We start from the raw sequence: 15,299 nt of genomic DNA on the forward strand, positions 1-15,299 counted from the left end.
CGTTCCGATTACACATTTGTTTGAAGTCTTTAGCGTGATGCTATCCACCGGGTTTATTGGGCGGTGCTAATGAGTCGGCTAGAAAACCGCTTATGCCCTATCCTTGCCTTTTGGCTTGGTGTTAATCAGGTTTTTACTCTGATTTAGCCATTGCACCATTTAGAATTACGATGGTTTGGACACATCTTTGCTTTCGCTACACATGGACTTCTTGCTCGATAGTTACCAGATTTGGCTACCAGTAGTTCTACCTTTTAACCCCGCTTTAATCTGTTGGTTGCTACCCAAGCAAATTAGGGGTTATGCTTTCACCTCAGCACTTAAGGGGTAGGACTTGACGTACAGCGTCTCACCTACAAATGTAATCAGTTATCACCAGTTTCATCAACTGAGTTAGCTGTCCCATAAGCTTTTCAGCCTATTTTTTAGCTAAACGAATCGCACTTCAGGGTTACTAATAAAATCTCCGGCTAGTTGGCGATTAATCTGATCAGTGATCTGAGTTTTTCTGAGATTAAGAATAGCCGCCCAAGCGATATAAATGATCATCATTATAATTGAAACCGCAAGAAGATCAAAGATGCCTATCACTAATAGTAAGTCCTTTGTTATTAAGGGATAAATAAAACTCATTGAGATCAGAAATAAAGCGGTTCCTAACCCTAATATTATCCACAGGTTGGGGGAGCCGATTTGGGTTAATTCTGCTTTGTCAGTGTAAACTTTCATGATGTTTTCCTTGTGTTAGGTAAGATTTACAGGTGTTTGAGAGAATGCGAGCGATCGCATTTTTTAATTTTAAAAGTTACAAATTGATTGATTGGGTAGAGGGCATATTTTCTGTTCTATTGGGTTTTCACTCAGGAAAAGCTGAGTCAATTGAGTTAAACTTGATAAAGAACTAAGATCATTGATTTGATTGCCCATAACGCTAAGGCTAGTCAATTGAGTTAAAGAGGACAAAGGGCTAATATCACTAATTTGATTAGCCTCAAGGTTAAGCCAGGTCAATTGAGTTGAAGAGGATAAGGGACTAATATCTCTAATTTGATTAGTTTCAATGTAAAACTCTTTCAATTGAGTTAAAGAGGATAAGGGGCTAATCTCACTAATTGTATTGCCGACGAGGTAAAGCTCAGTCAATTGATTTAAACTCGATAAGGGACTAATATCACTAATTCTATTGAGGCTGAGGTAAAGCACTTTCAATTGAGTTAAACTCGATAAAGGGCTAATGTCGCTGATTTGATTGCCGATGAGAAAAAGCTCAGTTAATTGAGTTAAAGAGGATAACGGTCTAATATCACTAATTTCACCGTAGTTTAAATCAAGTGTAGTGATTTGAGATAAAGCTTGATTAGCTTGATTACAATCGGTTGTTTCTGCTACTTTTAACAACACTTCAATTGTATGTTTGGTTTCCTCTCCTAATTGGTTTTGATTCTTACACCACTCGCCAAAATTTTTAAATTCTACTGAGGGTTGAGCTAATAACGAACCGTTAGAGATTCCTAGAGTTAATGCAAACCCAATTAATAATGATGATGTTAATCTTTTCATGATGGGTTATCCTCTGGCTGAATTGACCCCAACTATCAACGAATAAAACCCTTTTAACTTATTCCCTACTCTAGTTGATAACTCTGGCTCAGAAGTCGGATCATTAAAAGGGAATTATGTTGATAGTTGAGGTGGCATGGTTGGGTTAGATTAGGGTTATTAAAAACCCCCAATTTATTACGTCAGTTCTTCAACGACTTTTTGCACTTTATCTCGATATTCTTTGGTTGTAATATAATTATCAGCAAATTCTTCTAAATCCATCATGTTTTTTGCATCAGCACTAAATGTAATTACATCTTTCTCAACGAGAATAGGCTGAAATCTTACATAGTCAGTTTCTTGTTTCAGGAGTTGTTTGGTAATGTAATCCGTTGCATCACTGGAGCCGTCTGTAAATACATCCATCAAAGGTATACTTCTGGTTAAATTAGCCCAATTAAAAGCACCCCATCCTTGGGCTTGTTGAACACTAATTCGCTTGAATCCTGTACCTGCTCCAAAAGATACAACTAAATCGGGAAGTGTCTTAAAGTTTTTCTGACATTCAGCCATAGCACAAAGTACAGGATTATTAGCCACGAAACCACCATCAACAAATGGAAGACCTTCGTTGGGAATGTCAAGATTGGAACTTTTATCTAAAATTTTAGCTTCTTTTGCATCTTTTTTAAGTTCATAAAAAAACTGATCATTGTTAATAATATGAGCCGGAAAAACAGTGGGAGCAGAACAAGAAGCTTTGCATACTTGCCAAATCGCTAAATTTTTATAACGGTCGTCTCGATTTTTAAACACTGTTGCTTGACGGTTATAAACATCATAACTAGGAACAATGACTAAAGGTTTTAGCTCTCCAAATAACTGATCAGAAAACTTTTCTTTGAGTACCTCCTCCAACCCTTGATCATCATAAAAAGGCTGGCTCATGATTTTATCAATTTCTTTATTATCTTTGTCAAAAATATTGCAAAGATTAAATAAATTAAAATCAAAATCTTGCTCCGTAAACCTTTTAATTAGATCGATTAAACTTGATTTAAAATCAGGAAAAATTCTATCACCGTCCCCTTTAAAAAAATTTCTAATTTCTCGTGCAGATTTTCCCTGAGCAACAGCCAGTGCAATAATACTCCCTGAAGATGTACCAGCAATAATATCGAAATAATCTTTTAACGGTTTATCAGGATTGATTGCTTTCAGCTTATCTTCAACTTCTTCTAACATTGTGGCAGTTAAAAGTCCGCGAATACCGCCACCATCAAATGAAAGAATTCGGCGAGGTTTGTTAAACATTTGGGTTGCTCCTTGATATGTATTTATTTGAGGCTACCCATAAAAAATGTAAAGCGAAATTTATTGAATAGCCTCTAAAAATTTTGCTCTTTTGTTAACAGAGATTGATGGGTGTTGTAACAATCAATAATTAAAACTATAATTAAAGTTTGTATATATGTCACCCATATCTACTTGATCCTCTTTCCAGACGATTGTTCCATCTAAAGATCGTGCAGAAAAAACAGCTTGGCGACTGGTAGCATCATCAACAACAAAAGCTTTTTGTCCTGGTTGTAATATCCAGTCGCCTGATGTCCATCCACCACTACCACAGTTTCCTCCACCACTACCACTAACAGTAGAACAATCATTTAAACCAGGCTTAACGTACCATTCAACGTGAACTTGAATAGGTTGGTTACTATTATTTTTGACGTGGATATTGAAAGAGCGGAAAGTAGGATTTCTTAAGGTTTGTCCTGCTGCTGAATTGGGATTACTCACATCTGCATCTCGGAGTGTTTCTCTGAGTCTACCATTTTTATTAAAAGGATCTAGATCAGGCAAACCCCAACCCGCTTGAGCAGGACGTACATAACTTAAGCTGCTTATAGACAAAGTGACTAAAGTTCCGGCTAATAAAAGAGAACTAATATTCAGAGTTTTCATGTTGCCTCCAGATTAAGACAATTTAAGTTTCTTTGGCTTGAATTGAGTTAGCATGACTTTTCAAAACTTTTGTGAAAGTCATTTCAAAATTTGAGTTCGGACTTATCCAAAATCCGGCTTAGTGAACATAACTTTTTCCACAAAATTCCAATGCTCCACCGTTGTCCCCAAGTGCTTTATCAGCATCATTAATTCTCACATGAATCCCTCGTGAGTGTTTTAAATTTGGAGGTACACGATTATTTACAAAAGATGAACTAAAGGGAACATTATTCCCATTCTGATCAAGAAAAAGCAAAGCACCAAATGGATACTTTTGGTCGTACTTATAGACGTTATAAGGTGCTAATGCTCTTGCTGCATCACCTGTATGTCCTCCTGGCCCCACCATAGGATAGTTTGCTGCATCTACAGACCAACCACCACCAATACTGTCTATTTCTTCAAAATTTGGTAATGTTTGCCATCCTTTCCTTGCATCAATCTTAAGGCAATTTTTATATTCTCTTGTACCAGTATCTGACTCTGCTGGTTTTCCTGGGTTCAAGATCCGACCAGGACAGGTAGGATCTAAAATACCCCAACCAGTATTACAAGCAGAAGCTTTAGGAGTAGGTAATAAAAAAAAGCTAAAGCTACTGACTATAGTTGCTGCAAGTATGCAAACAGAAATCAACTTCGGTGATTTCATGCGTTTGTTCTCAACTCTATAATTCAACAATAATCTTTGACTTGTTGATTGAAAGTAAGAAAAGGTGATCACTTTAATGTAAAGAAACCTGAAGATAAACGAAGAACAGTAAAAAAAGTAAGAAAAGGTGATAAAATACAAATCAAGTGAGAGTGAGGGGGGTAACAAACCATGCCAGAAATGACACCTGATGAAGTTTTGGTGCTATTAACTCCTCTGTTTCCATCAAATGGGTTGAGTGATACTCAAGAACTGGTGTTGCGGGAGTCTTGGCAAGGAAAATCCTATCAACAAATTGCCCAAGCCTTTGAGTATGATACAGATTATATTAAAGGGGTGGGTTCTCAGTTATGGAAATTGCTCTCTCAAAGCTTAGGAAAACCTGTTACTAAAACTAACTTACATTCTGCAATTAACTGCTACGTCTATCAATCCAAACAGGGATCTACTCAGTCTGAGATTGTATCAAAACCCTTAACGGTTCCTGATTGTTCTTCCTGTGAAAAGAAAAGAATAGCGGAAAGAGTAGAATTACAAAAAATCAGAGATTATCCTAACGCCTATCATTTAACCGCAGCGATAGATGTCTCCTTTTTTTATGGTAGAAGCACTGAACTTTCGACCCTGAAACACTGGATTTTAGAAGAGCATTGTCGCTTAATTGCAATGGTTGGGATGGTAGGAATTGGCAAAACGGCATTATCTGTTAAACTGACCCATGAAATTAAGCAACAGTTTGAATTTGTTTTCTATTATAACCTTAATACTGGTTTATCTTGTTCTGAATTACTAACAGAAATATTTAATTATTGTTTGATTAATCTTCCCTTAGCACCTCCAAAATTTTCTGAAAGAATTGAAGTCAAAATTTTACAGTTTATTGAATATTTACAACACCATAAATGTTTAATTATTCTTGATGGTTTTGAAGCTGTTTTTCAAGATGGAATGTTAACGGGACACTACCGAAATGGATATGAAGACTATCGGAAACTTCTGCAACAACTGGGAGAAATTAACCATCAAAGTTGTATTGTGATTACCAGTCGAGAAACTCCTCAAGAAATTGCTGTTTTAGCCGGGAATACTTTACCTGTTCGAGTCTTAAAGTTAAAAGGTTTAGATTTTGAAGCTGGAGAAATAATTTTAAAACTTAAAGAGATTAAAGGAACTTCATTAGATTATAAAAAATTGGTTACTTATTATTCAGGTAATCCGCTTTTATTAAAAATTGCTGCGACATCAATTCAAGATTTATTTAACTATAGTATAGCAAAATTTATACAGGAAAACAAGATTATTTTTAATGGAATAAGAGCAATATTAGATCAGCAATTCAATCAGTTATCAGAATTAGAAAAAAAGATTATGTACTGGTTAACGATTGAAAGCAAACCTGTTTCTAGTACACAACTTGTAGAGGATTTATTTCCTCCTGTCTCTGAACCTGCATTACTGGAAAGCTTAGAGTCTTTGCAACGGCGATCGCTGATTGAAAAAAAGAGTTTAGGATTTACTCAAGATTATTTAATTAGAGCTTATATTAGGGAAAGAATCATTGAACATTTTTATCAAGATTTAACCGGGGAAAATCACAAAAATACTCCTCGTTGTTGCCCGTTATTTTTCATCTTGCAAAATTACCCAATTTTCAAGGTAACTGCCAGCGATGCTGTTAAAAATTATCAAATTTCGGCTTTTGTTAAACCTTTAATTCAAAAACTTTTAGTCCGATATAAAAGTTCAGAAGATGTTGCTGAAAAGTTGAATCTGATTTTAATCAAACTTCGAGAAATCAAAATCCCTTATGGTTATGCGGTTGGGAATTTAATTAATTTATTGTGTTTTCTCAACACGGATTTATCAGGAGCAGATTTTTCAGGATTATCCCTATGGGAAGCGGATCTGAGATCCCTAAATTTAGAACAGATGAACCTAAAATATTGTGATCTCAGTAAGTCAGTGTTAGTATAATGTTTCCTTAAAAAGGGGGGAGATGTGTAGCATACATTTAAGGATTTCATATAACGATAGTTTTATACAGTTGACTGAGATATTTTTCAACCTCTGGAGGTTTCATCGTAAACTGAATATAAAATGATCCAAATTCAGCCGATTTTTCTAGGACTTTTGCATAAATATCATCACTCCATTGTTCGGGTTCTAATTTTATATTAATCTTTAAATTTGTTAAGGCTTCTGGAATAATATCATTATTGGCTTCCGTAACAATTAAAGCACTTTTTTCGGATAATTCAACTAAACTCCCCATTAATAAACTTTCACCAATATGTTTTCCTTCTAAAATCGAATATTGTAAAACAATTGGTGTCGGAAGCGGATAGAAATGTTCTTCTTCCTTAGAAATAAATAAATTATAGGGTATGCCAATTCCTCCGACTTCATAAATGGTAATCGGTTTTTTGACCCCTTTGGGTTGAACTAATTTTTGATTGTCAATTTTAACTAAATCTTCCCCTGCTTCCTTTAAGGTCATTTCAGAAATTAGAATTTGTCCTCCCGTTGTATAAGATTCAACCCGATAGGCTAAATTCACTTGATTCCCGACAACGCCGTATTTTGTACGTTTTTCTGACCCAATATTCCCAACGACAACTTCGCCCGTATTAATTCCAATTCCCATATCTAAAGAAGACAAATCCCACTGTTTTAATTTTTGATTTACTTTCTCCATTGCTAATTGCATCGCCACCGCACAAGCAATCGCCCGTTGAGCATCATCTTCTCGTAAGGTGGGAGCACCAAATAACACTAAAATTCCATCCCCCATAAACTCATCAATGGTTCCTTGATAAGTGGTAATAACATCCGCCATTGAAGATAAATAGAAATTTAAAATTTTGACCACTTCTTCCGGTTGTAAACGTTCAGACAAAGCCGTAAATCCCCGTAAATCCGACGTTAAAATGGTAATTTTTCGTCGTTCTCCTCCTAGTTTTAACCCTTCGGGTTTCTCCAGTAAATTAGAAACTATTTCAGCACTTAAATAACGTCCAAAAATATTGCGAATATCCGCCGCAGAACGGGCAATATAAGCGGTAATGGCAATGGCTGAACCTGCTAATGCTAAAAAGGGAGGAACAACGGGAATCCACCATCCGTGAATAAAGAAAAGATAGGTACTTCCGAGTAAAACACCCGTTGCTAAGATCGAAATCAAAACCTGTCGTGCAATTAATAATTTAACTTTAGCCGTCGCTCTAAATTTCCAAGTTAAAATTGCCCCAGTTCCTGACCAGAGAAATATCCAAATCCATTCTAAGGGATCGGGAAGGGTTTGAATTAAAGGACGATGATCTAAGGCTGTACTAATAATTTGGCTTGCTATATTGGCATGAATTTCTACCCCAGACATTCTTTCGTTAGCAGATAATGTGTAGGGCGTTGACATTAAATCTTTGAAGCTTTCCCCTATAGATCCAATTAAAATAATGCGATTTTTTCCCCAATCTTTAGGAAGTTTATCGGTTAAAATATCTTTAAAGGAAACCGTTTCAAAACTTTGATTAGATCCTCGATAATTTAAAAACACTTGATACCCTCCAGCATCGGCTCGGATATAACCGCCATCGTTTTTGGCAAAGGGTTTAAATACAGTGTCGTTGAATTTCCACCAATTATTGGTTCCTGGTACAATTTCGGGTGCAATTCCTTGAGAATCTAAATAAAACATCGCCAAAAACAATCCTAAACTGTAAACCGGTTGTTTTTGATCATTTTTAACAACTAACAAAGCCCGCCGGATAATATTATCTTCATCTAAAATTAAATCATTCGCAGCGACTCGATTTTTTCCTTTTAAAATTGGTGGAGCAGCCACAGATTCTAAGGATTCATCTCCGACAACTTTTTCAATTCCAATTAAATTAGGAGTCTCTGCAAAAAGTTGAAGTAACCGAGCATGACCGGGTTCAAACGGTAAATCTCGATAAATATCTAACCCGATTGCTGTGGGTTTCATGGCGACTAATTTTTCGATTAAGTCAGCATAAATTTCATCAGGAACGTAACCTTGACCAATATATTTCATATCCGCTTCATCTAACCCCACAATTGCAATCCGTTGATCACGGGGTTCCGGGGGACGCAAGCGCATATATTGGTCATAAACTGACCATTCCCAGGATTGTAAAATCCCTGAAAAACGCAGCAGAATTACAAGACCCGCCATGACTGGGGTTGTAATCCAAATGCCACGCCACTCCCACATCAATTGTTGAATTTTTGCTCTCATAGAGCGTATTTTAGCGTGTATATTGTAGGGTTTATTGGGCAGATTGCTCTTCAGAATTGCTTACTGTTGATTCAGGTGCAAAAGGAGCGTCTATAATCGATTCTTCAATTTTAATAGAAGTCAGTAAACTTTTCCATTCTTCTTGTTGAGAATCTCGTAACTGAGCTAGGCTCATTAATGTATCTTGCCAGATGTTTTCACGGGCATAAATTTCTGCTTTTTTTAATTGATTTTGGGTTTGTTCTAATTCCTGTTTTAGGGTTGGTGTAAGCTCATTTCGCTGAATATAAACCCCTACAAAATCTTCTGTCGGATCTGAAAAATTAGAAGTATTACAAGTAATGGCAAATGTCCATTGATATTTAATTCCGGGTTCTAAGGTTACAGTCTTAGGTAATGGGATTTTCACAATACTGGGTTCTAAAGGGAGTTTAACGTTTGTCTTGTAAAGAGTAACATATTTATTTTTATTAGGGTTATAGATTAACTCAAATTCACCCTTTAAGATCTGGGACTGATTAAGTTTAGGAATATAAACAAAGAACGTTGGGTTAGCAGAAACCGTTAAGGTATTCTGACTGGGGACTAAAGCTGTCAGTTTGGTATTATCTAACCCACAGCTTGTTCCTCGTGTCCCTCCTCCGGCGGTACTCACTGGCCCATCACCCTTGGGGGCATCAGGAAATTTTAAACTGATTTCCATGGGGGAATTGACCCCGTTTTTAACTGGAGCAGGAATGATAGCTAGACTCGCTGTAACAGGCAACATCATGCCTAAAATCAAACTCAAATAACCGACAGACTTGATAACCATGAGATTATGCCTCCTTATGCCCATGACGATGATCATAAGATGCACCATCCAAAATAGAAAACTTGCATCCGATCAAAATTTGCTTGAGTACGCAATTCGCAAATGATGGGGACTTATGCCTCTGAGACTGTCTTAGGGACTTAGAAGTTGCCAAGAGACTGATTTTCTTGATTTAATTGGGAAGTTTTTGCCATTCTCCCTGCAAAGTAAATCCTGACCAATAATAAGGGGGTATCCATTCTGAGGTTTCATTCTGCTGCATTTTAATTTGTGCTTGTCGTAAAGCGGCAACTGGAGATAATCCTTCTTCTAATATTCCTTGATAAAATTTCGCCATTAATTGGGAGGTGGCTTGATCATCAACTCTCCATAAACTCACCACCACTCGACTCGCACCTGCATACATAAATCCTCGTGTTAAACCTACTAATCCTTCGCCTTTTATTTCCTGACCTAATCCGGTTTCACAGGCACTTAATACCACTAATTCTACAGGTAAATTTAAGTTGAAAATATCATAGAGTCGTAAAAATCCATTTTGAGATTGTCCACTTTGATCCACTAGAGAAAATACTAAACCTGATAATTCAGGATTTTCACTATTGAGTAAACCATGAGTGGCAAAATGAATAAAACGATATTGACTCAGTTGAGAACTTGTTGCGGTTTCTCTATTTGCGTTAAAGCCGATTTCTTGCAAACTTTCCTGCTCAGGAACTAAGGCTAAAATCTGTTTAGCTTCTTCTTGGGTAAAGGGTAAACGATCAAATAAAACACCGGATTCTCTGGCTGAACGTTCTAAGTCGGGTGAAAGGGATTTAATCGCTTTAGAAACGACAGCTTTTAATCGTTCATCCGTTGAACTAAATACTGGATCAGCTAATACCGCTAACAGTTTTTCAGCCGGTTTTCGAGTTTGGGTTTCTTGTCGTATAATTCCTAAAACTGAAGCGGAGGGTAACGTTAATAATTCATGATTATTAATTAAAGGGATCGGATCGCCTTTGCTGTTTGTTTCTGCTAAAGGAAGGGCAGCAAAGGGAATATATTGTAATGCCCCATCAGCTACAATCAGCAATCTTTTATTGGCTAAGAGTGGAAGGGGAGGAAATACCATTTCTCTTAAGGTTTTCCCTGTTTCTTCATAGAGCGATTGCCGCATTCTCTTACTGGGTAAAATTAAATTTTCCCGAAAGGTTTTAACGCTTGTTTTAATTGCTTCTTCTCCGGGTAAATCATAACTTTGAATACGATTAGGGGTAACAGCCCATAAATAACTCCGGTCTTTTCCCAGGGAATATTCTAATAAAACGGTATTTTCATCTAATAGTTTTTGAATCTCTGATAAATTTAATGGCTGAGGTTGAGTTAAAGCAGCATAATGGGGATTATTTTCCCGAATTTCCCCTAAAATTTGATTATACTGTTGCAGTAACGTTTCAATTTCTTGGTTAATTTCATCTTTTTGAATAATCGTATGGGGTTGGCTTAAAAGTTTAATGCGTTGTGCTTCTAAAGCGGATAATTTTTGTCTTAAGGTTTGTTTTTTCTCTAAAAGTTTAGAATCAACACCAGAGGTAATTTCTCCTTGAGCTTCTGCTAAAATATCTAATAGAGAACGGGCTTTGGCTCGTTCACTGATTTGTAACGCTTTTCCATCCCAACCTTGGTTGGGTTGTTGTTGATTGAGTTCCATTAATAAATCAATATAAAATAGATAATAATCCTGTTTAGAAGCTAAGAAAGAAGCTCTTAAATCTTGATTGGCAATTTGTGTCCGCAAGTCTTCAATAATGGTTAAAGCGGTTTCAATTTGAGCGATCGCTTCCTCAAACTTTCCCTGTTTTCGTTTAACTGTTGCGACTCGATATCGAGATAATGCTTCTTTAGGGCGATCGCCAACTTCCTGACGAATCTGTAAGGCTTTATTATAAAATTCTAAGGATTGCTCTAACTTCCCTTGTTGGAAATAAACAAACCCAATATTATTAAAGGTACTCGCTTCTCCCGTGCGATCGCCAATTTTTTGCCACAGCGTTAAGGCTTGATTATAATTTTCTAAAGCGGGTTCTAATTGATTCAAATTAGCATAAACAAATCCAATATTATTTAATGTTGCTCCTTTTCCTCGCTGAATATGAATGGCAGAATGATCGCCCAATTTTTGAATCACCTCTTCCCATAAACTTAAAGCTTGTTTATAATTATCAAGGGCGGTATCAAACTGGTTTAACGTGGATTTGACTTGACCAATATTATTTAAAATAGCTGCGATATTCGCCGGATTTCCTAAAGGCTTTACTAGAGCTAAAGCTTGATTATAATAATTCAGAGCTTGTTGAAATTCCCCTAAATTAAAATAAACAAAAGCCATTTCATTCAAAGTCGCCAACCCCCCTGTTTTAAAATTAAGAGTTTCCCAGAAAGGAAAAGTTTGATTGAGAGTATCTAAGGCTTGTTGGTATTCCCCTAATTGAGCATAAATTTTAGCAATAGAAATTAAAGTTGTAGCTTGAGTTTGTTTGTCTTGGAGGGTTTGAGTTAAAATCAGTAATTGATTATAACAGTTAAGAGCCTGGGGATATTCCCCTAAATTTCCATAAACAGAACATAAAAAATTGCGAGTCACGGATTCTTGCTGAGGATTATTCGCTTCTCGCCATAAACGTAACGTTTTTTCCCACTCTTGAATCGCCTTCCGAAATCCGGCTACTGTTCCTTCTCGATATCCTTTCAATCCTTGATTAAAACTATTTTCTGCGCCAGAATTAGAATTAAGAATTTCTGCGGATTGCCATTGTTGTGCGATCACAGGTAAAACTATTCCTGAAGCCAAAAAAGATGCCAGAATCAGGATACAAAACCAAACTCTGAAAAATTTATTTTTGCTTCTGAGTTTAGGTATCATTACTTAATTCCTACTTTAATCCCAGTGCTTAGGATTCAGCTTTAGTGATAATTTTAGCTGACTCAGTATCCCGAATTACTAAAATTTAAAATTTTCTCATTCTTCTCTTAACCTATGTTCATTCTTCCAATTGTGTCTCGGTTGTTTAATTTTCTTCAATCTTCTCGTGATTGGAGACGAATTTTTATCAGTTTAATCACCGGATTTTGTGTATTTTTAACGGTGGGATTTTTCCAACAATATACCGTTGCTCAAGTTAATCTTGCCATCATTCAAGAAATTTTAGATGGGGATCAAGTTTTTATTCAAGATAATCAAGCAAAAGTAGAAGATAAAGCAGAATTTGGGCAAATTGTTCTGACTAAAGTATCTCGCGCCGGAGTTTTATTTAATAATGGTGCTGCGGGACGCATGGATTCTAATTCTGTTGTTACCGTCGGTCAATGTGTGGAAATAAAACAAGGAAAAATTCTCGTCAGTGGCCCTATTAATGGATGTATTGCTGGGTTTACGGTTGGGGTTGAAGGAACAATTTATGTCCTAGAAACGATGGATGGAAATACAGGGGATATTAAAGTTTTGGAAGGAACTGTAGAGGTGAGTTCCAGCACAGGAAGTGGAAAACCTGTACAAGTCAAGGAAGGGGAAAAAGTATCCGTTTTACAAGGAATTTTAAGCGAAGTCATTCCCATGACCCCTGAAGAAATTGCCTCTATTTTATCCGGTCGATTATTCTCAGGATTTACGATTCCTGTAACCCCAGAAGGAGCATTATATTCTCTGTGTTCTCGTCTTTTACCTGGATTTAGTTGTTCTACAACCGGAATTCCCACACCTTCATTTCCGACTCCTCCAGTTCCCGTTCCAATTCCCCGTTTACCCTTCTAATGATCTAAAAAATCAACCCCAACACTGATAACTGATAACTGATAACTGATAACTGATAACTGATTAAGCTGCAACTAAACCACTATGAATTAATAAAGGTTTTGTGCTGGGTTCCCGCCCTCGGAAGGCTTTAAAGACTTCCATCGGATGTAAACTTCCCCCTAATGCTAACACCGTATCTCGGAAGCGTTTTCCCGTTTCCGAAATAGCTTTTTCATCTTCTAATCCGGCTTCTTCAAAAGCAGCAAAAGCATCAGCGCTCAATACTTCTGCCCATTTATAACTGTAATATCCGGCAGAATAACCGCCTGCAAAAATATGACCAAAAGCACATAAAAAGGCATCTTCAGCCAGAGGTTTAATAATCATCGTTTTCTCTGCAATACGGTTGCGAACGTCATTAATTGTTTCACTTCCTCCCGGTTGATAACGATGATGTAATTCAATATCCACAAACCCAAAATGTAGTTGTCTTAGCATTCCCATTCCACTCATATAGGTTTTAGCCGCTAACAACTTTTGATAATAATGTTCGGGCAAGGTTTCTCCGGTTTGATAATGTTTTGCCATGCCAAATAATGTCGATTGATCATAACACCAATTTTCCATAAATTGGCTGGGTAATTCCACCGCATCCCATTCCACATTATTAATTCCAGCCGCTCCCGCATAGTCAACTATTGTTAACATATGTTGTAACCCATGACCAAATTCATGAAATAGGGTTTCTACTTCCATAAATGTCATTAAACTCGGTTTATCCTCAACGGGAGGAGTTTGATTACATTGTAAATAAGCTACGGGTAATCGCACTTTTGTTTCGTTATTTTCCACGAATTTAGCGCGAGTAATACATTCATCCATCCAAGCTCCGCCGCGTTTTTCGGCGGGGCGACTATAGGGATCTAAATAGAAATAAGCGATGGGATTTCCGCTTTCATTGGCAACTTGAAAATAGCGGACATTTTCATGCCAAATTGGAGCTTGACCATCGGCGGGAGTAATCACAATTCCAAAAATCCGATGAACTAATCCAAATAATCCATCTAAGACTTGGGGTAAGGCAAAATAAGGGCGTAATTCTTCATCCGTAAAGGCAAATTTTTCTTCCCGTTGTCGTTCTGACCAAAAGGCAATATCCCAATGTTGTAAATTCTCGGCTTCTTCGGCTCCTTTTGAGGCTGCAAAAGCCTTTAAATCCTCGAATTCCTGTTGCGCCGAATCATAACTGACAATGCGTAATTCTTCTAATAACGCTTCCACTGCTGCCACATTCGGAGCCATTTTACTGGCTAAACTAAGTTCAGCATAGCTTTTGAAACCTAGAATACTAGCTTTCTGTTTTTTAAGTTCTAAAATCCGTTCAATTAAAGGGAAGTTATCTAAATCTCCACTAGAAGCCCGACTAATATAACCTCGATAAACTTTTTCGCGTAAATCTCTCCTCTGGCTATATTTTAAGAAGGGGCCAAAACTGGGAGCATCTAACGTAATTCGCCAGGGGCCATTTTCCGAGGTAGCAGTTTCTGAGCCTTCTGCACGGGCAGCTTGAGCCGCTAAACTGAGTAAACTGGGGGGTAAACCTGCAATTTCTTCCGGCGTTGTTAAGGTTAAACTAAAGGCTTTTGTCGCATCTAAAACATGATTAGAAAATTGAGTGGAAAGGTCAGCTAATTCTAATTGAATGGCATTAAAATGATCCCGTTCTTCTCCTTCTAATCCCACCCCTGATAATTCAGCATCTCGCAGGGCTGTATTAATAATCCGTTGTTGAGCCGAATCTAATTGATCCCATTCATCGCTGTTTTTTAACTGTTTAAAAGCATGATAAATGGCTTGACTTTGATTCAATTTATTGATAAATTTTACAACATTCGGTTGAACGGTTGCATGGGCAGTTCTCAATTCCGGGCTATTTTTTACACCCATTAAATGCCCAACAATTCCCCAACTCCACGTTAACCGTTCTTGTAATTTTTGCAGGGGTTCAACTAATTCTGTCCAGGTTGGTTTTACCTGAGTTTCTAAGGTAATAAGCTCTTCTTCGAGTTCCGTTAACAGTTGCGTTATTCCCGGAACAACGTGCTCCGGTGTAATTTGTTCAAAAGGGGGTAATCCCTGCCCAATCAGTAGGGGGTTTTCTGTCGTTGTTAGACTCATACTTCTGTTTTCTTTCATTTAGGGGGTCAAATACCTTATATGGTAAACAGAAACCTGATTTCTAGCTAGTACCCCA

General features: G+C 37.1%; 11 protein-coding genes. 2 read left to right on the plus strand and 9 right to left on the minus strand.

The window, feature by feature from the left end:
* Nucleotides 1–429 precede the first annotated feature (429 nt).
* The 5 genes from PL9214_RS05945 to PL9214_RS05965 all read right to left on the minus strand — a co-directional run bounded on the left by PL9214_RS05945 (nucleotide 430) and on the right by PL9214_RS05965 (nucleotide 4,198).
* Nucleotides 430–729 (minus strand): hypothetical protein, encoded by a 300-nt coding sequence (locus PL9214_RS05945; RefSeq protein ID WP_072717892.1) that lies wholly within the window; start codon nucleotides 727–729, stop codon nucleotides 430–432.
* Between the two features lie 69 nt (nucleotides 730–798).
* Entirely contained in the window at nucleotides 799–1,560 is a 762-nt protein-coding gene (locus tag PL9214_RS05950; RefSeq protein WP_072717893.1) for a leucine-rich repeat domain-containing protein, read from the minus strand.
* Nucleotides 1,561–1,737: 177 nt separating this feature from the next.
* The gene (locus tag PL9214_RS05955) at nucleotides 1,738–2,856 is read right to left on the minus strand and encodes a patatin-like phospholipase family protein (RefSeq protein WP_072717894.1); all 1,119 of its coding nucleotides are present in this window, start codon (nucleotides 2,854–2,856) and stop codon (nucleotides 1,738–1,740) included.
* Between the two features lie 123 nt (nucleotides 2,857–2,979).
* Nucleotides 2,980–3,507 carry a hypothetical protein gene (locus PL9214_RS05960; RefSeq protein ID WP_072717895.1) on the minus strand — a complete coding sequence of 176 codons (528 nt, stop codon included), beginning with the start codon at nucleotides 3,505–3,507 and terminating at the stop codon, nucleotides 2,980–2,982.
* Nucleotides 3,508–3,625: 118 nt separating this feature from the next.
* A complete protein-coding gene (locus PL9214_RS05965; RefSeq protein ID WP_072717896.1) occupies nucleotides 3,626–4,198 on the minus strand; it encodes a hypothetical protein in 573 nt (190 codons plus the stop codon).
* A gap of 171 nt (nucleotides 4,199–4,369) precedes the next feature.
* On the opposite strand from PL9214_RS05965, the gene PL9214_RS05970 reads away from it, so the two are divergent.
* On the plus strand, nucleotides 4,370–6,172 hold the full coding sequence (locus PL9214_RS05970) for a helix-turn-helix domain-containing protein (RefSeq protein ID WP_072717897.1): 1,803 nt from the start codon (nucleotides 4,370–4,372) through the stop codon (nucleotides 6,170–6,172).
* Between the two features lie 46 nt (nucleotides 6,173–6,218).
* On the opposite strand, the gene PL9214_RS05975 is transcribed toward PL9214_RS05970, so the two are convergent.
* The 3 genes from PL9214_RS05975 to PL9214_RS05985 all read right to left on the minus strand — a co-directional run bounded on the left by PL9214_RS05975 (nucleotide 6,219) and on the right by PL9214_RS05985 (nucleotide 12,175).
* Nucleotides 6,219–8,453: a CHASE2 domain-containing protein gene (locus PL9214_RS05975; RefSeq protein ID WP_072717898.1), complete on the minus strand. Its 2,235-nt coding sequence runs from the start codon at nucleotides 8,451–8,453 to the stop codon at nucleotides 6,219–6,221.
* Between the two features lie 31 nt (nucleotides 8,454–8,484).
* Nucleotides 8,485–9,267 carry a DUF928 domain-containing protein gene (locus PL9214_RS05980; RefSeq protein ID WP_072717899.1) on the minus strand — a complete coding sequence of 261 codons (783 nt, stop codon included), beginning with the start codon at nucleotides 9,265–9,267 and terminating at the stop codon, nucleotides 8,485–8,487.
* Between the two features lie 172 nt (nucleotides 9,268–9,439).
* Nucleotides 9,440–12,175 (minus strand): CHAT domain-containing tetratricopeptide repeat protein, encoded by a 2,736-nt coding sequence (locus tag PL9214_RS05985; protein ID WP_083579900.1) that lies wholly within the window; start codon nucleotides 12,173–12,175, stop codon nucleotides 9,440–9,442.
* Nucleotides 12,176–12,289: 114 nt separating this feature from the next.
* On the opposite strand from PL9214_RS05985, the gene PL9214_RS05990 reads away from it, so the two are divergent.
* Complete coding sequence (locus PL9214_RS05990; RefSeq protein ID WP_139294973.1) at nucleotides 12,290–13,063, plus strand: FecR family protein; 774 nt, start codon at nucleotides 12,290–12,292, stop codon at nucleotides 13,061–13,063.
* Nucleotides 13,064–13,126: 63 nt separating this feature from the next.
* Here PL9214_RS05990 and PL9214_RS05995 read toward each other — a convergent pair whose 3' ends face one another.
* Nucleotides 13,127–15,223, minus strand: coding sequence for a M3 family metallopeptidase (locus tag PL9214_RS05995; RefSeq protein ID WP_139294974.1), 2,097 nt, complete (start codon nucleotides 15,221–15,223; stop codon nucleotides 13,127–13,129).
* Nucleotides 15,224–15,299 lie beyond the last annotated feature (76 nt).

Source organism: Planktothrix tepida PCC 9214 (genome assembly GCF_900009145.1).
GTDB classification, from domain to species: Bacteria; Cyanobacteriota; Cyanobacteriia; order Cyanobacteriales; family Microcoleaceae; genus Planktothrix; species Planktothrix tepida.